19 protein-coding genes are annotated in these 21391 nt (G+C 39.3%); 4 read left to right on the top strand and 15 right to left on the bottom strand.

From position 1 onward, the window contains the following. Positions 1-712: 712 nt before the first annotated feature. From pepF to UP17_RS05980, 6 genes are all read right to left on the bottom strand, one after another. Positions 713-2530, bottom strand: a complete 1818-nt coding sequence (gene pepF / locus UP17_RS06010; protein WP_061462104.1) for an oligoendopeptidase F — start codon at positions 2528-2530, stop codon at positions 713-715. Between the two features lie 178 nt (positions 2531-2708). Then, entirely contained in the window at positions 2709-3920 is a 1212-nt protein-coding gene (locus UP17_RS06005; RefSeq protein WP_061462103.1) for a competence protein CoiA, read from the bottom strand. Between the two features lie 97 nt (positions 3921-4017). Beyond that, on the bottom strand, positions 4018-5526 hold the full coding sequence (gene cls, locus UP17_RS06000; RefSeq protein ID WP_061462102.1) for a cardiolipin synthase: 1509 nt from the start codon (positions 5524-5526) through the stop codon (positions 4018-4020). A gap of 114 nt (positions 5527-5640) precedes the next feature. Further along, positions 5641-6309 (bottom strand): adaptor protein MecA, encoded by a 669-nt coding sequence (gene mecA, locus UP17_RS05995; RefSeq protein WP_061462101.1) that lies wholly within the window; start codon positions 6307-6309, stop codon positions 5641-5643. Between the two features lie 467 nt (positions 6310-6776). After that, a complete protein-coding gene (spxA, locus tag UP17_RS05990; RefSeq protein ID WP_061462100.1) occupies positions 6777-7172 on the bottom strand; it encodes a transcriptional regulator SpxA in 396 nt (131 codons plus the stop codon). 822 nt (positions 7173-7994) lie between these two features. Beyond that, positions 7995-8576: a GNAT family N-acetyltransferase gene (locus tag UP17_RS05980; RefSeq protein ID WP_061462098.1), complete on the bottom strand. Its 582-nt coding sequence runs from the start codon at positions 8574-8576 to the stop codon at positions 7995-7997. A 98-nt stretch (positions 8577-8674) separates the two neighbouring features. Between UP17_RS05980 and UP17_RS05975 the strand changes: the two genes are divergently transcribed. Beyond that, on the top strand, positions 8675-8863 hold the full coding sequence (locus UP17_RS05975) for a hypothetical protein (protein WP_061462097.1): 189 nt from the start codon (positions 8675-8677) through the stop codon (positions 8861-8863). A 56-nt stretch (positions 8864-8919) separates the two neighbouring features. Here the strand turns inward: UP17_RS05975 and UP17_RS05970 are convergent, their stop codons facing one another. After that, on the bottom strand, positions 8920-10098 hold the full coding sequence (locus UP17_RS05970; RefSeq protein WP_081108981.1) for a putative glycoside hydrolase: 1179 nt from the start codon (positions 10096-10098) through the stop codon (positions 8920-8922). Positions 10099-10629: 531 nt separating this feature from the next. Between UP17_RS05970 and trpS the strand changes: the two genes are divergently transcribed. Further along, entirely contained in the window at positions 10630-11616 is a 987-nt protein-coding gene (gene trpS, locus UP17_RS05965; protein WP_061462096.1) for a tryptophan--tRNA ligase, read from the top strand. Between the two features lie 35 nt (positions 11617-11651). Here trpS and UP17_RS05960 read toward each other — a convergent pair whose 3' ends face one another. From UP17_RS05960 to UP17_RS05945, 4 genes are all read right to left on the bottom strand, one after another. Continuing rightward, positions 11652-12407, bottom strand: a complete 756-nt coding sequence (locus UP17_RS05960) for a YjbA family protein (protein ID WP_034314514.1) — start codon at positions 12405-12407, stop codon at positions 11652-11654. A 109-nt stretch (positions 12408-12516) separates the two neighbouring features. Further along, a complete protein-coding gene (locus UP17_RS05955) occupies positions 12517-13287 on the bottom strand; it encodes a DUF2268 domain-containing putative Zn-dependent protease (RefSeq protein WP_061462095.1) in 771 nt (256 codons plus the stop codon). A 132-nt stretch (positions 13288-13419) separates the two neighbouring features. Further along, positions 13420-14658 carry a beta-ketoacyl-ACP synthase II gene (fabF, locus tag UP17_RS05950; RefSeq protein ID WP_061462094.1) on the bottom strand — a complete coding sequence of 413 codons (1239 nt, stop codon included), beginning with the start codon at positions 14656-14658 and terminating at the stop codon, positions 13420-13422. Positions 14659-14711: 53 nt separating this feature from the next. Next, positions 14712-15647: a beta-ketoacyl-ACP synthase III gene (locus tag UP17_RS05945; RefSeq protein ID WP_061462093.1), complete on the bottom strand. Its 936-nt coding sequence runs from the start codon at positions 15645-15647 to the stop codon at positions 14712-14714. A 201-nt stretch (positions 15648-15848) separates the two neighbouring features. Here UP17_RS05945 and UP17_RS05940 point away from each other — a divergent pair, with 201 nt between their 5' ends. Then, a complete protein-coding gene (locus UP17_RS05940; protein ID WP_061462092.1) occupies positions 15849-16070 on the top strand; it encodes a hypothetical protein in 222 nt (73 codons plus the stop codon). 42 nt (positions 16071-16112) lie between these two features. On the opposite strand, the gene UP17_RS05935 is transcribed toward UP17_RS05940, so the two are convergent. From UP17_RS05935 to UP17_RS05925, 3 genes are all read right to left on the bottom strand, one after another. After that, on the bottom strand, positions 16113-16295 hold the full coding sequence (locus tag UP17_RS05935; RefSeq protein ID WP_061462091.1) for a ComZ family protein: 183 nt from the start codon (positions 16293-16295) through the stop codon (positions 16113-16115). A gap of 273 nt (positions 16296-16568) precedes the next feature. Further along, a complete protein-coding gene (locus UP17_RS05930) occupies positions 16569-17402 on the bottom strand; it encodes a Rossmann-fold NAD(P)-binding domain-containing protein (RefSeq protein ID WP_061462090.1) in 834 nt (277 codons plus the stop codon). Positions 17403-17504: 102 nt separating this feature from the next. Continuing rightward, a complete protein-coding gene (locus tag UP17_RS05925; protein ID WP_061462089.1) occupies positions 17505-18227 on the bottom strand; it encodes a hypothetical protein in 723 nt (240 codons plus the stop codon). A gap of 296 nt (positions 18228-18523) precedes the next feature. Between UP17_RS05925 and UP17_RS05920 the strand changes: the two genes are divergently transcribed. Further along, positions 18524-18715: a YjzD family protein gene (locus UP17_RS05920; protein WP_061462088.1), complete on the top strand. Its 192-nt coding sequence runs from the start codon at positions 18524-18526 to the stop codon at positions 18713-18715. Between the two features lie 80 nt (positions 18716-18795). On the opposite strand, the gene clpB is transcribed toward UP17_RS05920, so the two are convergent. Beyond that, the gene (clpB, locus tag UP17_RS05915) at positions 18796-21387 is read right to left on the bottom strand and encodes an ATP-dependent chaperone ClpB (protein ID WP_061462087.1); all 2592 of its coding nucleotides are present in this window, start codon (positions 21385-21387) and stop codon (positions 18796-18798) included. Positions 21388-21391 lie beyond the last annotated feature (4 nt).

Here is a 21391-nt window from a genome sequence, read left to right as displayed (position 1 = left end):
ATTGAAAGGCTTTATTCTACTCATACTCTTAATAGGGTCGCTATTCGTCCAGCTACTCGGTATCATGCACCTCATTCCTCTGTATTTCACCTCCCCAATTTTATTTTTTGTTTTCTTCATTATTCTTCACAGCGTAAATCAAAGAAATCGTTTTAAAGGATTATAACGGATATTCATATAAGAGAAAAAGGGACCAAAACTGAAGTAAACCCTAGGCAGTCTTGAGGGGCAAGAACCCGGTAATTTACCGGGTTCTTGAACTAAGGCTCTCAACTAAATATGCATTCTCTGGACGTCAACGTTCATTTCAGCCTGTAAACCCTCTAATGAATCCTTCTACTGGTATTTTCTTCGTTTCTTTTTTCATGGATGGACGCCCCTTTTTATTCGGTTCAAGATCGTCAACCCCGTTCTCCTCAAATTGCTTTAGCCACTTAACCATAGTAGAGGGAGAAGCAATATATACACAGCAGCCACTTGGGTATTAGTCACTCCAAAATCGTTCATATGTTGTACTACATCCATCTTCATATCATAATTGGCATTAAATTGGTTGGCGACAGATCTAAATGAGTCAACTCCTTCTAAATAAGCAAGGACAGCTTTTAATTATAACTCTAATGAATATTTTGTCATAAAAAATAGCACCCCAATTGTTAGATGGTGTCTAACAATTGGGGTGCAGTTCAGCCGCTCGGGTCCCTTTCGAATCCTATTTATTCAAAAGCTCTTCCAACTCATTTAATTTCTCTTCGAATACATTCATGGCTTCTTGTACAGGCTCGGCTTTTGTCATATCGACCCCTGCCTTTTTTAGTACTTCAATCGGATAATCAGAACTTCCTGATTTCAGGAACTCCAGATACCTTTTGACAGCGGGCTCTCCTTCTTCAAGGATTTGCTTGCTTAATGCTGTTGCTGCACTTATTCCAGTCGCATATTGATAAACATAGTAATTATAGTAGAAATGTGGAATACGTGCCCATTCCAAACCGATTTCTTCATCAATTGTCACATTCTCACCAAAGTATTTCTTGTTCAGCTCATAATATTCCTTAGTTAACATATCGGCTGTCAACGCTTCCCCATTTTGAGCTTTTAAATGTATGGAATGTTCAAACTCCGCAAACATCGTTTGGCGGAACAATGTTCCACGGAAACCTTCTAGATAATGATTCAATAAATAGATGCGCTTCTTTTCATCCTCGATTTTATTTAGTAAGTAATCATTCAGCAGGTTTTCATTACAAGTCGAGGCAACTTCCGCTACGAATATAGAATAATTACCGTATGGGTAAGGCTGATATTTACGCGTATAGTAGCTATGGACCGAATGCCCGAACTCATGAACGAGCGTGAATAAGTTATTGACGTTATTTTGCCAGTTCATTAAAATATATGGATTCGTCCCGTATGTACCAGAAGAATAGGCACCGCTTCGTTTCCCTTTGTTTTCATGCACATCGACCCAACGGTTTTCAAATCCCTCTTTCAAAACATTCAAATAGTCCTCCCCAAGCGGAGCAAGCCCCTTTAGGACATAATCTTTGGCCTCCTCATATGTCACTTCCATCTTCACTTCTTTAACAAGCGGAGTGAATAGATCATACATATGAAGTTCTTCCAATCCTAGTACTTTTTTACGTAAATCAAGATAACGGTGCAGTAACGGCAAGCTGTCATTGACTGTTTTAACGAGATTATCGTATACTGTCTCCGGAATGTTATTGCTGCTTAACGCCGCTTGGCGTGCTGAATCATATTTTCGGACTGTGGCATTGAAATTATGGTTTTTCACCTCACCTGACAGGGTTGAAGCAAATGTATTACGGAACTCACCATACTTGCTGTATACCCCTTTAAATGCCTCCTCACGTACACGGCGATCTTCACTCTCAAGAAAACTGATATACCTTCCATGAGTTATTTCCACTTCATTTCCCTCTTCATCCTTGATGGTCGGGAATTTCAAATCAGCATTGTTAAGCATACCGAAAGTATTGCCTGATGCATCGAGTACTTCTGAAGCTTGTGCCAATAATTCTTCCTGCTCGGCAGATAGGATATGGGGTCTCTGAAGATTGATTTCCTCTAATGAATGTTTATATAATTTCAATTCTTCTTTTTCTTCCAAAAACCCTTCCACTTTGCCTTCGTCAATACTCAATAGCTCAGGAACCATATATGAAAACGCAGCCGCTGCCTGGGCGTATAAAGCTTTTGCCCGATCTTCCATCCCTTGATAAAAAGGATTGGTTGTATCTTGGTCATTGCGCATATGTGAATAAGAATAAACTTTCCCTAGCTTCTCAAATACTTCATCTTGGAGTTGAAGAGCCGAAAATAACTTTTCTGCGCTTTCGCCCAAAGTCCCTTTATGTCCCTCCGCTTTCTTGAGATCTTCTTTTACTGCTTTGAAAGCAGCTTCCCAATCTTCTTCGGTGGCGAAGATATCTTCCAGTCTCCATGTATCTTCCGCAGCTATTTCACTTCTTGAGGGTAATGCATTCACTTTTGTTTCTTGTGCCATTAAAATTCCTCTCCATTCTATAGAAAACTCGCCATTCAGCTAACAATCACCAAACCGGACCAATGCTTCAAACAGCTTCATGCTTCCTTAAAGATTTTAAATCCTCGTTCCTATTACTATTTCTCCATTAACAAAAATAATCCTGCCAATTCATCTGAATTCAAGATAAATAGAGATGTTATCCCCGATTATACTGGATATTCCCCTTTTCCATCATCAATTTATGCTTATCATAGAAATTTTTTTCCATCATTTGACCGTGGTCACTGGTGAAGGGAATGGAAAATGCCTTTTCAACTTTAAATACCCCCTCTTCCTCCTTTAAAATGTAACCCAATTTCTCTAATAGCTTGATATATTGATCTAAAGGATATTCCACGGGTTTTTCATGAAGCAATGGTAACGGTCTGAACTTTATTTCCCCCTTTTTTGAGCGCTTCTTAAAAAAGTGGATAATATCAGCCATAGAAATCTTTTCCCCAGGTTTTTTCTCTTGAAACACATCCATGTAAAACCATGCCTGCCATTCAATCGGGGAAGTTTCAATCAACAGCATCCCTCTGACGGGAACACCCACTTCAATGGGAATTGCCGCAGGTGTAATATGATGTAAATAGAGCCCTTCGAAAAAAGGATCGCTTCTCCGTGCAGTTTTCACACGATGAAGGGTCCAGTCTTTTCGTTTGTTTCTCCACGCAGGCAGAAAAGGGAAACGGAAGCAGTTTTGGGGCAATGCCCGACTAGGGGGTAGGAGCGTTAAAGAAGCAGTCGTCAATTCGGCAAAGACGGTTCTAGGGGTAAAAGGAGTGAGGTTCTTCAATACTGATAAATGATTAGTTTCCGGACAATACATCCAAAGAAACGGATGGTGGCAACTGCCGGTGACGAAGAGCCATTGAAATCCGGATAAACTGAATTCATACATGCTTTTCCTTTTTAGGCGTTTTGCAGCGAGGATCCAAATTGGCATGATGCCTACGCTTTGATAGGCTCTTGTCCGTTCAATGAATTCAATCTCCGGAATAACTGAGCATTGAAATTCTATTGCATAGCGATTACCTCCTATCGTAGCTAAGATATCAGCCCTTTTCTTGATTTCGGGCAGGTAGGCTTCTAGATCCACTTGATAACCGTGTGATGAAAACCACTGAAACAATTTTCTTTTTCCCATTAAATGATAGGCGGATTCCGGTTCTGAAGAAGCACGGCATGAAGAATTATTTTTATGGGCGAAATGCGGGACCCTGACGTTTCCTGCTTTAATCGACATTTCCGTCTTGCAGCAGGGACAATAATAATCTGTTGACTTTCTCCATTCAGCAAGCAAGTTTGCCGGTATCTTTTCAGGAAGGGTAATCCAAGTCCCATCACTCTTTATCGCAGTTAACATACATCTCCTCCTCACCACTACATTCGCTTGCATAGCAATGGATTCCTTTTAATTTTCAAAAAAAAAATGCCTGATCGGCATAAAGGAAAAGTAATATCTAAAGAAGGGGGGAAAGCAATCGGCAAGTGGATTCCAACACTTTCAATCCAAAATTCCGTTTGGAAAACGCATTGATTTCCACTTCTTGGGATACCTTTATATCTTCCAAAAAATCATTTACCAGCTGTTGTGTACTTTCCGTCCGGTAGAGAAAGGCATTGACTTCGAAATTCAAGTGAAAGCTTCTCATATCCATATTGGTTGTCCCAATTGAGGCCATTTGGTCATCAACGATGATGATTTTACTATGCATGAAGCCTTCATTATATTGGAATATACGAACTCCCGAAGTAAGCAATTCGGGAAAATAGGTTCTCGAAGCATGAAATACAATTCGCTTATCGGGGTTCTTTGGGACGAGCAGCCTGACATCCAAACCACTTAAAGCAGCTACCTTCAATGCTTGAAGGATATCGTCGTCAGGAACGAAATAGGGAGATGCAATCCAGACAGACTTTTCTGCTGAAGTAATCATCTTAAAAAAAATGCTCTTAATGATCGTCCACTCACTATCCGGCCCTCCGCCAATCAATTGAACTCCGCCATGCCCATCATGGATCGGCATGCCGGTCAGGAGGTATTCATCCGTTAAAAAGCTATTATTGGTGCTATAATACCAATCCTGCAGAAATATGAGCTGTAGAGTCCTGACCGCTTCCCCCTTTACGAGAAGATGCGTATCACGCCAGAAACCGAATTTCGGATCATGTCCCAGATATTCATCCCCAATATTGAGGCCACCCATGAAACCGACAGAGCCATCTATCACAATTATTTTACGGTGGTTACGAAAGTTGAATTTATTATTTAATAAAGGGAGCTGCAACGGACCAAAGGCTACCATTTCGACTCCAGCATTCTTCAGTTCATCGATATAGGAGCGAGCTAACTTCCAAGAACCAACCGCATCATAGAGAAAACGGACCACTACCCCTTCTTTTACTTTTTGTATCAAGACATCTTTTAGAACACCGCCAATGCGGTCATCCCTAACTATATAATATTCTAAATGAATATGATGTCTGGCTTTTTTTAATTCTTCGATGATATTGGAAAAAGTCTCCTTACCATTCCTTAAAATCCGGGTTTCAGTCGTAAATGAAATAGGACTATTCCCTAGCCTATTTGCAAGCGTGAATAACTGCTGTGAGTTTTCTCCCATTTCCTTAATTCGATCATTATATTCCGCTTCTCCGCTTATTTTCACGAAACTTTGCTTATCCAAAAAGTACTTCTTGCGAAATATCCTCTCTTTCCGAAAATTACGGCCAAACAAAAAGTAAAAAATGAAACCGATGAATGGGAAAGCGCCAAACATAAGAAGCCATGTTATGGTCTGGATGGGATCCCGATTTTCCAGGAAAATGATGGATCCAATTATCACCAAGAACAGGGTCATTATAAGGCTAGAATAAAAAATCAGCCTACCATCGACTTCACTTGTCAGAAAATACCAAGGGCCGACCAACAAGAGAATTAGCAGACTTATGCCAACTATATTCTTCACCTGGACTACCTCCAATTAACAAACACAGGCACATTTAAAAACCTCCCTGCTTAAGGTAAAAACATTTATTCTTGGACGAAAAGGCCGATTTCTACTGAAATCGGCCTCAACAGTCTATGCGAAATATTTATCGACCGTTGTGAATACATCATTTTCGATGACTATTTTCCCGTACTCTTCAAGCATGTGCACCGTTATTGGTGACTCCTGACTATATTCCAATAAGAGGCTTAACACATTATCGATTTCTTCCTCGTCAATTTCCGCCTCGGAAAACTCGATATAAAGATAATATTTATTTTGATAAACATAAAGTTTTGTCGTCCAGTCATCCAAGCCATGACGCTTGCTTAATGAAATGACATCTTCAAAATCCTCGAATGTCGTGATGAATTCAATCATACCATCCTCGAATGTTATACCGCTTTCTTCATCCTTACCATGAAAATGTTGATCAAGAAGGGTATCCATCTTATCTGATACATTCAATTCCTTAAACTTATCATCTGAAAGAGGCAGCTCGAGTTTCTGACCATCTTTGGCAAGCTGGGCTTTTGTGACCAAAACCTCCAAGCCTTTTTCAAGGGCTTGAACTTGAATCCATAAAGGTCCTTCAATCATGAATTCTTCTTCTTGATGCACTTCATCCATCATTTCCCAAAAAAGTTCCTCACTTCTCTCACGACTGTACCAAATCTCTTCGCGATCGAAGCCTCTTTCCTCAATATCTATATAGGAAATATAAAATTTAACTGTATCGTCATTAATTCGTTCGATTTCCATGATTCCCCTCTCCCTTCCTTTCTCATTTTGAAGGGATAATAACCCCCAAGCGAAAATTGCTCTTAAAAGCTCTTTACCCGTAAGTGAATACTGTAAATCATGATAGTCATTAAAGCATACTATTTTACATCATTTTATGACAAAACCTTGAAGAAGGGAAATAAAAAACATTACTTATCTAAAAAACAATTGTTTGCCTAATATTCCATTCATTCTATAAAATAATTCATCCGTATGCAACTATCACAATGCATGCTTTAATTTTAATCTTACCGCCGTTTATGCCTTATTATATACATGCGATGGTTAATTGCATTCTTATTTTATCTTTAAATGATGACCGGCTATAGGGACTTGCTTGAGATGCCAAACATCCCTGTCGCCCATGGATCTAAAATTGGACGAAAAATCGGTTTTGTATAAAGAAAAAGCCCTGCACAATTCCTGGCAGAGCTTGAAAGACATTATTAGTTGACCATACGTTGCGCTTCCCGTAACTGGAAGGTTCGGACTTTACGTGGTAAAAAGCGTCTTATCTCATCTTCGTTATAACCTACTTGAAGCCGTTTCTCGTCAAGGATAATTGGACGTCTCAACAATCCCGGGTTTTCCTTGATCAATTTATATAATTCTTGAAGAGGCAGGCTCTCTAAATTTACGTTTAACTTTTGGAAAGTTTTAGACCGTGTTGAAATGATTTCATCGGTCCCATCTTCTGTCATTCGAAGAATTTCTTTAATTTCATCAATTGACAACGGTTCAGAAAAAATGTTTCTTTCTTTATATCCAATCTCATGTTCCTCTAACCATGCTTTTGCTTTTCTGCATGAAGTACAACTAGGTGATGTATATAATGTTACCATGTTTACTCACACTCCCTAAATATAGAATCGGTGATCTATGAGGGGAAATCTACTATTAGTATTCATAAGTACCACTCTAATTTGAAATAATTTTAAATAAGTATTTCATATTGTTTATTATACACTAATTCATTTAAAATGAATACCCTTTTTGATATTTGAAAAAATCCTTTTAAACTTCTTGTTTAGCCTGTACTATAGCTATTTCGTTTTTTTATGTAATACATTGAAATCACTTTTTCTAATTGAAAATACCTACCTACCATTCTCATTTAACTCTCAATTCAGCCCTCATGATTTTGTCAATTTGCTCGTTACTTTTATTTACCCCCAATCCTTGTCAATAAACAAGATCATGTTAATATATTTTCTTTAATAAAAAGCAAATTCCTCCTTTTACAAGAAAAACCATTCTTTTAGCACATATAATACCAAAAGTGAATAAGGGAATTCAAAAGAATCGGCAAGTAGGGAACAATCTACCATCCAGAAGTTATAGATATTCATTTTCCTTCAATGTACAGGTGAACAACCGGCACTTTCATACTGTAGCATATTCGAAAAAAAGCCAGTTTCCTCTGTTTTTTTCTTTAAAGGTTCCAGTTGATTTCAGAAATTCGCTCCTGCCGACTGTCTGCCAAGCCTCATCAAAGCAAGCATCTGCGGGGTCTCGGCAAGCCAGTTATTCGACAGGAGTGTCGCAAATTTCAAGCGCAAAAATACATGAAGGATAACCAAGTCTTGTTTTAAAATTACGGTTCGGGGTAAGACACTTCCGAACTTATCGACAAAATGAAAGGGCCGCAAAACCGGCCCTCTTTCTCAGACTTCCATCTCTTTAAAAATATCCGTTTCCTGACCAGCATTCAAGCTTAGTACATCCTCTACATCCTGATAAGACTTTCCATAAAGGTCGTCATCTTTGTAGGTATGGATTTCAGAATAAATCTCTTTCATGAAATCAAAAACGTCTTCTTCTTCAACAGATGGATTTGCCGGCCAATATAAGATTTCCATTGGAGTATTCTCTTTGGTGGCAAGCGATTTTCTGCTGTAGGAAATCGAAGAAGCATGCTTGAATCCTTCCCTTTTATAAAATCTCAGCCTTTTAAATGTATCATCATCATTTTCTTGAACTGGTTCGACTTCCAGCAAAATCGTTTTCTGCTTTTTTTGCAATTTCTGGATCAATTTCCTTCCTAATCCCTGCCCCCTTGATTTCTTTGATACAAATAGGTAATCAACGAATATAAACTCTTCCCCTTCCACATACAATAAAACATGGTCGGGACCTTCATCCTTTATATATATTTCCTGCTTATCTTCTAAGAGAACTTCAATATGTTCTTTAGACTTCATTTCTTCAATGGGGAAATACTGGTTTAGTTTTTCATACCAATTCATGATTTAATCTCCTCTTTTGCTAGTTTATTCTTTCCAGATTTTCTCTTATCCACTACAATGGAACTTAAATAGCTTTAAAACAATATTGGGGGGGTTGGATGTTCAGTTACTTTATTGACTTTGTTTTAGTCGCAGCTTGCGTTATTGGCATCACTGCCGTGAATGGCGTTGTGACGAATGGTATCGGCGAAAAATGGTTTGGAGGGAAACGTCACTCTCATATTTTCGATCAATCGAGACGAATTCAGTCAGGGTGGAATCAAGTTGGCGGGAATAAAAAGCGGTAATTTTAGAAAGAAATTGGATGACCGGAAGGATATCCCTTAAGGCCATCCCCTTTTTTTCATGGGGTATAATCCACTCCCTTTGTATATCGATTTGCTGCATTCCATAATAAATATTCATCAATCCCATTATCATTTAACGCTTTTATTTGGGCTTCCACTTCTTTCTTGCCATACCTTTGGTAATTCCCTTCTCCTAAATACGAAGCAGTAAAATCTTGAAGCCAAGGTCTTGAAGTTGGCGGGGTTTTTAATTCCTTCAGCTTCCCATTTTCCAATTTCGCATATTCCTTAACGAGATTATAGGGCTCCAAATCAGGCTTATCGATACCAAAATAAGATGTCCAATGACTTGGATAGATCATTGAGGAAATTACATCCACGTTCTCAGAGATTTTAGTGAAGTTCTGTCCAATTCCGGGAGCTTCAGGTAACGTAGCCGCATATCCAAAAATATCCACCGACACTTCCACACCATATGGCTCCAGTTGTTTCTTCGCATAACTTACAAAGTCCGTCACTGCCTGAACCCTTTTAGCTGTATGACTCACTTTCGCTTCATCATATTCACCGATATCATATTTCAAATCATTTTCTTTATTTTCGAATCCTTCGGGAAAACGGACATAGTCAAATTGAATTTCTTTAAAACCCATTTTTGCCGCTTCAATGGCAATACCGACATTATAATCCCAAACCTCTTTTAAGAATGGGTTAACGAAGGCTTCACCTCGACCATTCTTCCATACCTCTTCCCCATCTAAAAATGACAATTCAGGCTTCTCTTTAGCCAGAAGTGAGTCTTTAAAGACAACTACCCTTGCAATCGGATAAATCTGCTTATCCTCAAATTTTTTCAGCATTGCCTTAGGATTCTTTATGTAGTCTTTACCAATCCCGGCATATGGAGAATCGGGATTTTTGGTCTTATACGTTACGTTCCCCCTATCATCCTTAATATCAATGACCATCGCATTCAAATCGGTTTCATCTACATATTTAATAAGTTCATTCAATTTATTGCCACCCGCTGCAGGCCCTGTCACATATATTCCACGCACAGCATCCGGATAGGCGAATTTCAACCCCGAATCAAAAACAAAACGTGGTGCATTCACAGGCAGTTCTTTATTTTCTAATGCTACCTGCCTGGTTTCGTTCATGTCCTGTGCATGAACTGGCTGTTGAATCAGGAATATGCACATACCTGTCATCAACCATTTACTTCTTTGTTTCATTTCCTCCACCTCATTCGCCATCAGTCATCAATATTCAATAAATAAAAATAGACCCCTTTCTTTAATACCACAACCATTTAACTTTACTCCTATATATTATAAATAATTAAAAAAACTCTGCCATAAATAAACACACTTGGATGCAAACACGTTTCCAGCACGTATTCCCTTGTATGTATCTTTCCCTAAAATCGCCTGCTCAAGGTGAAATATATAAAACGGTTTTATTTACCTTGATGCTTTCATTGATCGATACAAACAGACGGAAAATCCGTTCAAGTGGCGTTATTGCCGTTTCGATTATACATTTAATATGAATAAATGCTAAAATACAGTTATAGTGGACAATTCGTATTCTCAGAATGGCATCGATACAGGACAAAACGGCCTTCCACGAGATTTAAATGAGCGTTCCCCTTTCAAGGCGCACATTTCTTTCAAAGAAAGTGGATTCATTTTCTATTTATCCTTACAATAATGAAGAGCGAATATCCATTTATCAATAAACGCATTTAGAGGAGTGACTAGCAGTTGAAAAGGATTTTCTCCGGCATACAGCCATCCGGTTCCGTTACTTTAGGAAATTACATCGGAGCCATGAAACAATTCGTTAACTTACAAAATGAATATGAATGTTTCTTTTGTATTGTTGACCAGCATGCAATTACAGTTCCACAAGATCGCCTTAAATTAAGGAAAAACATTAAAACATTGGCCGCTTTATATTTGGCCATTGGCCTCGATCCAGAAAAAAATACAATCTTCATTCAATCAGAGGTACCTGCGCATGCTCAGGCAGGCTGGATTTTACAGAGTATTTCCTATATTGGTGAACTTGAGCGAATGACACAATTTAAAGATAAATCAGCTGGCAAAGAGGGGGTCTCTGCAGCATTGCTTACATACCCGCCGCTGATGGCAGCCGATATTCTCCTTTATAGTACGGATGTAGTTCCTGTTGGGGAAGATCAAAGACAGCATCTTGAATTGACTCGCGATTTGGCTGAACGGTTCAATAGAAAGCACAATGATATTTTTAAAATCCCGGAAATCAGCCTCCCTACAGAAGGGGCACGTATCATGTCCCTACAAGAACCAACCAAGAAAATGAGCAAATCGGATCCTAACAAAAAGGCAACGATTGCCTTATTGGATGATCCGAAGCAAATCGAAAAAAATATCAAGAGCGCTGTTACCGATTCCGAAGGCATTGTCCGTTACGATAAGGAAAACAAAGCCGGTGTTTCCAACCTGATGTCCATATACTCCATCTTCAGTGGGAAAACCTATTCAGAAATTGAAGAGATGTATGAAGGTAAAGGTTATGGTGACTTTAAAAGTGATTTGGCTGAAGTGGTTCTTGGAGAAATCCTGCCAATCCAGGAACGCTATCATGAATTGATCGATTCACCAGAATTGGATGAAATTCTTGACCGCGGTGCAGAAAAAGCGAACATTGAAGCCAATAAGATGATTAGAAAAATGTATAATGGCATGGGACTTGGCAGAAAGAGATAAAAAAAAGACGATCCTCATCGGATCGTCTTTTTTGTTCATAATATCGATGGGCTATCGCCAGCCTCCACTTGCCAAAGCTTTTCAAAAAAAGGCTGCCCCTTCACCAAGTTTTCACAAAGTTGAAGGTGCTTCTCTGACCAGCCTTCCTTCATTTCTTCATATAACTCAAGCCATGCTATCTGAAAATCCATTTCTTGAATGCTTTCATATTTTTCAGGAGCCCATTCTGTATACCAATAGCGGATTTCAGCAGTGTTTTTCGCCGTGAATAATTGGTCCATGGCCATGAATAGTAATTGCTTAAGCTGTCTTTCTTTTCTTGTCAACCCATTCATGAATAAGGGAGACGGCGATAAAATATGATATTCTTTCTCAGATGTAGGTTTTTCAGTAAAGGTGTAATCCATCTCATCATGGTTTTCTATCATGTCATAAACAATTTGTTCCTGCCGGGGAATTATTCTGCTTTTCCTAATCGGAATATGATAACCTATCGTATCAACAGCTAAAATTCCATTTCCATCAGTCACGATAAAACAATAGTCAAGCTGAATTCGTTCATGATTTTTCCTTGCATATGCTTTTTGATACACATCATTCAGCAATGGCTTAGGTAATTCTGACAAGTCGTTTTCTATGTAGTGGAACAATGTTGATGACACTTTCAACAAAGGAACTTGATCTAGTAGCTCGATCCCATCATCCTTCCTCCATTCATGAAAATGACAAATATTATAGCCGTTTTCTTCTCCTTCAAACCAGTTAACCCATACATCATGAAGATATAACATCATTCATCCCTCACTTAAACAAATTTCTGTTTGTCAATCAGTATAGGCAGGAACCATACAATTTATTCCTATTCCAGAAAACAGATTAAGAAAAAAAGAACGTATATAATTAGTTCTTTTTCGATAAGAATTCTTCAGATTGAATAATGAATGATTTTTTCACAGAGAGTTTTTCAGAATTTCTCACTAGGTAATAACCACTACAGTATCCAAGCATATGTGGGTATCCTTTCATTCCAAGCAGAAGGACATCATGAAGAGGATCTGTACGTTTTATTGTGTGCTTTTCTTGTAAATGCTTGCTCCAAAATTCTCGCAGTTTATCTTCCTGATATAATTTAGTCCATTTCGCTAAATATTTTGCTCCTAAATATTTACCCACCGTTCTTTCCGCCAGTCCTTCCATGATCATCGTATCAAGAAGAGTGAATTCTTTTTGATCCTTTTTCAAATGATGTAATCGGCAGACATGATGATATTCGTGAATCAATATGGCCTCCATTTCCTTTTCAGCTATACCCTTGTCGTAAAAAAGGAATAGTTTATCTTTAAATGCCAATCCTGACTTCGTTTCAACCATTTTATTCCACATCCCTGAAGACATGAGCGGAAAAATATATATGGGAACATCAGGCCCTCCCCACAGTTTCTTATAAGAAGTAAACAGGCTTTGTGTTTTTTCCCATGCATTATTTTCTTTTAAATGTTCCCATGTGAGTTTCGTTTTTTTATTTGGCGAATACATACCATGCTTCAATAAATGATGATAAATCATATTCGCATCAAGGGTATTGTTGAATGTACTTTTAAGTCTTTCCATCATCTGGACAGGGCGGTTGAAATCCTTTTTCATCCACTCATCAGTTAAAATAACTCCCATTTCTATACACCCCCGCTTCTTTAGACTATCGTATGATTTTAAAAAGGCGGTTGACACTTTTATATCCCTTGCATAACCTCTATAACACAAAAAGAGCAGATCCCAAGAGATCTGCTCTACCTTCAATTTAATTTATTGATATTTTTTGAAAAGAATAGTAGCGTTATGTCCACCGAATCCAAGTGAATTGCTGATGGCGGCATTAATTTCGCACTTCCTTGCTTTATTCGGAACATAGTCCAAATCACACTCAGGGTCTGGTGTTTCAATATTGATCGTTGGAGGCAATATGCTGTCCCTGATTGCCTGAATCGTGAATATTGCTTCGACCCCACCGGCTGCCCCTAACATATGGCCTGTCATGGACTTAGTTGAACTTAATGCTAGTTTATTAGCATGATCGCCAAAGACTTCTTTGACTGCCATTGTTTCATATTTGTCATTGTATGGCGTACTCGTTCCATGGGCATTCACATATTGGATGTCTTCCGGATTCAAACCTGCATCCTCAATAGCAATTTTCATCGCCCTTGCCCCGCCTTCCCCACCAGGTGCCGGAGCCGTTATATGGAAAGCATCTCCAGTTGATCCATACCCAGCTATTTCAGCATAAATCTTGGCCCCTCTATTCAATGCATGTTCCAGATCTTCCAGAACGATAATCCCTGCACCTTCCCCGATTACGAATCCATCACGATTCAGATCAAAAGGACGGCTAGCAGTTTGTGGATCAGGGTTGGTCGATAAAGCCGTATTTGCACAGAAGCCCGCAACCGACATTTTTGTGATTGGCGCTTCTGCTCCGCCTGTGATCATCACATCGGCGTCGCCCCGTTGAATGGCTTTAAACGCGTCACCAATTGAATTTGTTCCTGTTGCGCAGGCTGTTACCGTACATGAATTGATTCCTTTAGCACCCAGTAAGATAGACACCTGGCCAGCAGCCATGTCCGGAATCATCATTGGTACGAAAAATGGGCTCACCCGCTTATACCCTCTGTTTAAAAAGTTTTCATGCTGTGTCTCAAGTGTCTCCAACCCACCGATACCCGAACCGATCCAGACTCCGACACGTGCTGCATTTTCATCCGTTATTTCCAGCTTACTATCATTATATGCCATAACGGACGCAGCAATTGCATAATGGGTAAAACGGTCCATCTTACGCGCTTCTTTACGATTAATATATGTCTCTATATCAAACTCCTTGATTTCAGCAGCAACTTTAACAGGGAATTCTTCAGCATTCAAACGAGTTAAAGGACCTATTCCTGATTTCCCCTCGATTATATTCTTCCATCCAGTTTCTGCATCATTACCAACTGGTGATATTGCTCCAATACCTGTTACAACTACACGACGATTAGTCATTAGAAATGGCTCCTTCCTTTTTTTAAAGCTTTTATGTTTTGCTTCTTCTTTTTTTATTTACCCCATCTAAGAGCGATAGCGCCCCATGTAAGGCCACCACCAAAACCGACCATGATAATTAGGTCGTTGTCCTTGATTCTTCCTGCTTCCATTTCTTCCACAAGGGCCATTGGAATGGACGCTGAAGAAGTATTTCCATATTTATGAACCGTTTTTGTCATTTTTTCAATCGGGAGACCCAAGCGTTCCCTTGAGGATTCCATAATGCGTATGTTTGCTTGATGCGGTACAAGCAAATCCACATCTTCTTTTGTTAATCCAGCTTTATCCAACACACTTAGGCTGGATTCCCCCATCTGACGGACAGCAAATTTAAATACTTCACGTCCATTCATATGAATGAAATCTCCATCCTGTAATAAGTGCTTCCCACCAGTTCCATCTGCGCCTAATTCAAAGGCAAGGATCCCTTTGCCTTCCGAAACAGGTCCAAGTACAGCTGCACCCGCTCCGTCACCAAATAGTACAGCAGTATTGCGGTCTTCCCAATTGGTTACCTTCGAAAGTTTTTCAACACCGACAATCAATACATGCTTATATGCACCTGTCTTAATGAACTGCTGTGCAGTGATCATTGCATACATAAAACCCGCGCATGCAGCACTTACATCCATTGCAGCTGCACTTTTCGCTCCCAATTTCTCTTGAATCATACACGCGACAGAAGGAAACGACTGATCCGGTGTAACAGTAGCTACAAGAATTAAATCTATCTCTTCAGCCGAAATTTTTGCATTTGCCAATGCAGCTTTTGCGGCTTCATAAGCCATATCTGATGTTTCAATGTCATCATTGGCAATTCTTCTTTCCTCTATACCTGTCCTAGTCCGGATCCACTCGTCAGAGGTATCCATCATTTTCTCTAAATCCGCATTTGTAACGATTTTATCGGGTAAGTAGCGGCCAAGCCCTAGTATTCCAGCGTTCATTTTGCCATCCCCTTATATTTTAATGAGTTATTATAAGCATCTATTATTACCTGGTACTAATTTTATATAAAAAAACACCTCCTTGCAAGAGATAACAGTTTGAAAGGATAAAAGATTCCGTTACTGAAGTCGGACAAATGCCTATGCCAAGGGATTTTAGGGACATACATTATAAATAAAAGGAGAAAAGGAGGAATTATTGTGGACATCTTCAATCACAGCAACCGGAGTAACCAGGATGATCATTTTTCGAATTTGATGTTTGGCAGGAAAAGTGAACCCCAACAAGAGGAATCGAATGTTGATTACATGCAATTGATGGAGAGCGTTGAAACATTGATGGGCTTATACGGTCAATACAAACCGGCCATTGATAAAATTAATCTGAACCCATTGATCGCCAAGTTCTTGAAAAAAGAATAAAAAAATGCAGGCTGTCCTTTTATTTGGACAGCCTACGTTTAATTAACGCTGAGCATCTTGTTTCCCAAGCTCATAAGCTTCTTGCATTACGTTTTTAAAGAGCTCCATGAATGGCTCTGCCATCTCCATTGAGAATGGAATCCCGTTTGCTTCAAGCTTCGCTTTAGCCTCAGGGAAGTACTTCATGGCGATCCCCATAAATTCAAGAGTTTTATCTGAACTCATTTTGTGTTTCCCCCTATCATTTGAATATCAATATTATCATAATTCCAGATGTCCCTTTCGTAAAGGGCATAAATATAAAATCATGAATATCATTTGATATTAATTTCGGTCCTTGAACATTATAGTACAAAACATATAAGGTAGAGGCAAATATACAGTTTTGACCTTCTTAAATAACGAAAGTTCTCGATCACAAAAAAATTGTGATTCGAATGTTCTTTGTTCATAATTGCCCTCAAATTTGATTATCCGGATTAACCAGCCATTCCCTCTTTAATCACGCTTTCTCCACTTTTTAAGTAAGTTTAATCGTTTATTATGTTTTCTTTGTAAAGCAATGCCTTCTTCTGGATCTATTTTGCTAGGCACCTCAAATATTGATCCTTTATTGATTTTAGTTGTTGATCGGGAATTGAATGAACCCAAACTTTCACCAAATATTAACTTTGCACATTTATTCCAATGATCATCTATACTGCTGCACAATTGGATATCCCTATCGGAAGAGGAAGCAAGCACTTCTTCCAAAGCATTCACAAAATCAGTGATGAAGAGAGCATCCCCAGTATATTCGTTAGCAATCGCCGGTTTGATATCAGACTGACCAAGTTGATTGATCCCAGCTTCAAAGCTCATGCCTTCCGATTGCCAAGGTCCATAAATCGTGGGTAAAAATATGATTTTTGCAGAATCAATTCCACGAATCGAGCTTAATATGGATTGAAAAATACTGATCTCTTCTTCAATTGGCATGAAAACAACAAAATTTGGCGTTTCATTCGAGCCATTTTTTTTGCATTTCTCAATAAAGAAAACGATTTCGTCTATAAGAAAATCGATTTTACCCATCTTTCCGCTTTGAATATCGTAACAAGATATGAACACAGTGTCCTGCTTTGTAATATCCAATAATTTAAGTTTATTTATCGGAAAGTAAATATAATTTGAACTTCTACCTATTTCAAGTTCCTTTTCTTCCATAATATATTTACTTGCTTCGGAATCAGTCCAATCAATTCCGATTACTTCTTCCCCTTGGTTCAAAAAGTATTGAGCCACATAGAATCCCACAAATTGATAAGCGCCTATTACAATGTATGTTTGCATAAATACAGCCCCCTCGTATGCCATCCAGCCCTCTTCATCCGGCACGTCTAGTTTTTTTAGATGCTGTATCGTATGCAAACTATTGTAGAAATATATCCATTCTCATAAAGACTCTTCATTCTCATTGAAAAACTTCTGTATTTGATAGGGGATTTTATACCGTTTTTCCGGTAATAAATACGTCAGCTGCAAGTCTGCTTTTCTAGCCAGTTGGATTTGCCGATAAAGGGAGGCTTGCTCTTTCCGCATGCTTCCAAAAACCTGAATCACTTTCATGGGGATTTTCTCAGCAATCACTGGATCTTCAGTGTCCATAATATGCTGTTCACATTCTGGTGGATCGAGCTCGTATGCAGCAGCGACCTCGGACAGCCATTTTTTATAGAAGAACTTATTTTCCTTTTCCTTCTCCAGTTGTGCTTTCAAGGAAAAAACCGGATCAATCAATACAACTGAACGTATTTTATTTCCAAGTTCATTCATTAGCTTTAAGGCAAGGAGCGCTCCTGACCCCTCTGCCAATATATGAACCCTTTGATTGACTATTTCTTTTTTCATGAAGAGAATATATAGGTTAAGGGAAAGGTTCAATGCTTTTGGGCTTCCCCAGTTGGCTCCGTAAAAATTGGATGAAAATAGCGTGTATCCGTATTCCTTTAAATATTCCAATATCTCCAACCTGCCAGGATGCTGCAGCCAAAAGCTGCTGTCTTTTTCGACAAAATGACTACGGTCTCCAATTACCAATACGGAAAAACCACTGGGCCGCTCTGGATAATAGATGATATTCCATTGGTCATCAATTTGAAAAGTTCGTTGTTCCATCGGTCAAACTCCTTTAAGGAATATTACTACTACTATATTAATTTATGACGAAAAATAGAAAGGGTCAGTGGAAATACCTAACTTCTTATCCCAAATTAACCAAATAGTGATGATTTTGTTTTATATTAGGTCCTATGATTTTCCATTTGACGTTTGGTACCAACTGGACTGTGCCTGAAAAGTTCTCTTATGATTTAATGTATGAATTATTTAAAGGTTATTATTAAAAACACGTTTTAACTGTATATTAATTATGGTAAGATAAAAATGAATGTAGTGGAATGAGGTGAAATTCGATGCGTTATGCTTGGGCAATTTTTTGGACATTCTTATTAGTGCATATGACTGTATATGTTGTTTCTTCCATGATCGGAGTTTCATACGATGCTAAACAGGGAACGATTTTAGGATTAGCTGCTGCTATCCTGATTTGCATCATCCCTGCTATTTTGCCTGCTGGGCCAGCAAAAGACTCTCATCAACATTAAGAAGCAAAAGAGGACATCCATTGAGGATGTCCTTTTTGTTAACCGTACTTTGCTTACGGTTAAACTCCATTTCAAATTTTTTATATGAGGACCAATTCATCATCATCATAATCAATCGTTATTCCTTCTTCATTCAGTCCAACTGTGCCAGCTATGATTTTACGGGCGATCTTCGTTTCCAGATGCTTTTGGATGAATCGCTTCAACGGTCTGGCCCCATATACAGGATCATATCCCTGGTCCGCAATGAATTCCTTGGCCGCTTCAGTGACATTAAGGTTTATATTTTGTTCAGTTAACCTTACCTGTAATTGAAAAACCATTTTTTCTACGATTTCAACGATTTCTTGTTTAGTAAGCGGTTTGAATAAAACAATATCATCTACCCGATTCAAAAATTCCGGACGGAAATGCCCTCTTAATTCTTTAAAGACTTGATCTTTTATCTCTTCTTCAATTCCACCATCCACTCGGTTGGACTGCAACAAGAAATGGGAACCGATATTTGAAGTCATGATGATCACTGTATTTTTACAGTTTATGGTTCTACCTTGGGAGTCTGTTATCCTCCCGTCATCCAACATTTGCAGCAAAATATTGAAGACTTCCGGATGCGCCTTTTCAATTTCGTCCAATAATACGACCGAGTAGGGGTTTCTCCTAACTGCCTCCGTTAGTTGGCCTCCTTCCTCAAATCCAACATATCCAGGGGGTGCACCAACAAGACGGGACACGGAATGTTTCTCCATATATTCCGACATATCGATACGAATCATATGTTCTTCACTATCGAATAACGTTTCTGCCAAAGCTTTTACGAGTTCTGTTTTACCCACACCCGTCGGCCCCAGGAAAATGAATGAACCAATCGGTCTGTTTGGATCTTTAATTCCCGCCCTTGCCCTTAATACAGCATCGGATACGAGTTCCACCGCTTCCCCTTGACCTATTACGCGTTCATGAAGGATCTCAGATAGTCGAAGCAGCTTTTCCCTTTCACTTTCCACCAGCTTGCTTACAGGAATCCCCGTCCACCTTGCAACGATCGAGGCAATTTCCTCCTCCGTCACTTCTTGGCGAAGCAACCGTGATTCCTGTTTTTCCTTTTCCAATTCATCTTCCATGGCATCCAACTCTTTTTGAAGCTGTGGAATCCTTCCGTGCCGAAGTTCCGCTGCTCGGTTAAGGTCATAGTCATTCTCTGCCTGTTCCAGTTCATGACGCAACTTCTCAAGTTCCTCACGTTGATCCTGCACTTTTTGAAGCGCCGACTTTTCCATTTGCCACTTGGCTTTCATGCCATTCGCTTGATCCTTGAGTTCTGAGAGTTCTTTTTGAAGCACTTCCAGTCTAGCTTTGCTTTGAGGGTCCTCCTCATTCTTCAAGGCCGCTTCTTCAATTTCAAGTTGCATGACCCTTCTCGTGATTTCATCCAACTCAGATGGCATTGAATCGATTTCCATTCTGATCATCGCACAGGCTTCATCCACAAGATCTATTGCTTTATCCGGCAGAAATCGCTCCGTTATATATCGGTTCGAAAGGACAGAGGCAGCCACGATTGCCCGATCATGAATCCTGACACCATGGTGAATTTCAAACCGTTCTTTTAGCCCACGCAAAATTGAAATCGTATCCTCCACATCTGGTTCCGGAACCAGAACTTGTTGGAAACGACGTTCTAGAGCCGGATCTTTTTCAATATATTGTCGATATTCATCAAGGGTTGTTGCACCGATACAATGCAGCTCGCCACGCGCAAGCATCGGCTTTAACATATTCCCTGCATCAAGTGCGCCATCCGTTCTGCCAGCACCGACAATTGTATGCAGTTCATCGATGAATAAAAGAATTTTTCCATCACTCTTCTTAATTTCATTTAATACCGCTTTAAGACGTTCCTCAAATTCACCGCGGAATTTTGCCCCTGCGACAAGTGCACTCATATCTAGTGAAAAAACGGTTTTGTCCTTTAATCCTTCCGGGACATCCTTCCTGACGATCCTTTGCGCCAATCCTTCGACAATCGCTGTCTTACCAACACCAGGTTCTCCAATTAATACGGGGTTATTTTTTGTTTTACGTGATAGGATCCGGATGACGTTTCTGATTTCCGCATCACGACCGATGACTGGATCGACCTTCCCTGATTTAACTTCAGCAACAAGATCTCTGCCGTATTTTTTCAGTACTTCATATGTGCTTTCAGGATTTTGACTAGTCACCCGCTGATTCCCCCTTACATCTTGTATAATCCGTTTTGCTTTTTCGTAATCGATTCCATGTGATGAGAATAGTCTGTTTATATTCGTGTTATTGCCTTTCAAGGACGCCAGCAGCAAATGTTCCACAGATAAATATTCATCTTCCCACTTCTGCATTTCTTTTTCGGCAACCGTCAAAATTTTTTGTAAGGAGGATGACATGTAAACCTCGGAAACACTCCCACTCACTTCCGGTAATCGATCCAATTCTCTATTAAGCCCTATATCAAACTGATTCATCGGTTTATCAGATTCCGATAAAATCCTGATCAATAAACTTTCGTCCTGTTCCATTAAGGCCTTTAATAAATGAAGCTCCGTCAGCTCGGGATTCCCTCTATCTTTGGCTAGTTCCTGGCCGCCAATGAATGCCTGTTGGGTTCTCTCCGTCATTTTATTCATATCCATCTTA

The sequence above is a fragment of the Peribacillus simplex genome, assembly GCF_001578185.1.
GTDB lineage: Bacteria > Bacillota > Bacilli > Bacillales > DSM-1321 > Peribacillus > Peribacillus simplex_A.
This window is presented reverse-complemented; position numbering and strand designations above follow the sequence as displayed.

What these genes read in the sequence shown, in the direction of transcription:
- pepF (WP_061462104.1), bottom strand. Translation starts at nt 2,530, where the DNA reads ATGGCACAAGAAACAAAAGTGAATGCATTACCCTCAAGAAGTGAAATA.
- UP17_RS06005 (WP_061462103.1), bottom strand. Translation starts at nt 3,920, where the DNA reads ATGTTAACTGCGATAAAGAGTGATGGGACTTGGATTACCCTTCCTGAA.
- mecA (WP_061462101.1), bottom strand. Translation starts at nt 6,309, where the DNA reads ATGGAAATCGAACGAATTAATGACGATACAGTTAAATTTTATATTTCC.
- spxA (WP_061462100.1), bottom strand. Translation starts at nt 7,172, where the DNA reads ATGGTAACATTATATACATCACCTAGTTGTACTTCATGCAGAAAAGCA.
- UP17_RS05980 (WP_061462098.1), bottom strand. Translation starts at nt 8,576, where the DNA reads ATGAATTGGTATGAAAAACTAAACCAGTATTTCCCCATTGAAGAAATG.
- UP17_RS05975 (WP_061462097.1), top strand. Translation starts at nt 8,675, where the DNA reads ATGTTCAGTTACTTTATTGACTTTGTTTTAGTCGCAGCTTGCGTTATT.
- UP17_RS05970 (WP_081108981.1), bottom strand. Translation starts at nt 10,098, where the DNA reads ATGAAACAAAGAAGTAAATGGTTGATGACAGGTATGTGCATATTCCTG.
- UP17_RS05960 (WP_034314514.1), bottom strand. Translation starts at nt 12,407, where the DNA reads ATGTTATATCTTCATGATGTATGGGTTAACTGGTTTGAAGGAGAAGAA.
- UP17_RS05955 (WP_061462095.1), bottom strand. Translation starts at nt 13,287, where the DNA reads ATGGGAGTTATTTTAACTGATGAGTGGATGAAAAAGGATTTCAACCGC.
- fabF (WP_061462094.1), bottom strand. Translation starts at nt 14,658, where the DNA reads ATGACTAATCGTCGTGTAGTTGTAACAGGTATTGGAGCAATATCACCA.
- UP17_RS05945 (WP_061462093.1), bottom strand. Translation starts at nt 15,647, where the DNA reads ATGAACGCTGGAATACTAGGGCTTGGCCGCTACTTACCCGATAAAATC.
- UP17_RS05935 (WP_061462091.1), bottom strand. Translation starts at nt 16,295, where the DNA reads ATGAGTTCAGATAAAACTCTTGAATTTATGGGGATCGCCATGAAGTAC.
- UP17_RS05930 (WP_061462090.1), bottom strand. Translation starts at nt 17,402, where the DNA reads ATGCAAACATACATTGTAATAGGCGCTTATCAATTTGTGGGATTCTAT.
- UP17_RS05925 (WP_061462089.1), bottom strand. Translation starts at nt 18,227, where the DNA reads ATGGAACAACGAACTTTTCAAATTGATGACCAATGGAATATCATCTAT.
- UP17_RS05920 (WP_061462088.1), top strand. Translation starts at nt 18,524, where the DNA reads ATGCGTTATGCTTGGGCAATTTTTTGGACATTCTTATTAGTGCATATG.
- clpB (WP_061462087.1), bottom strand. Translation starts at nt 21,387, where the DNA reads ATGGATATGAATAAAATGACGGAGAGAACCCAACAGGCATTCATTGGC.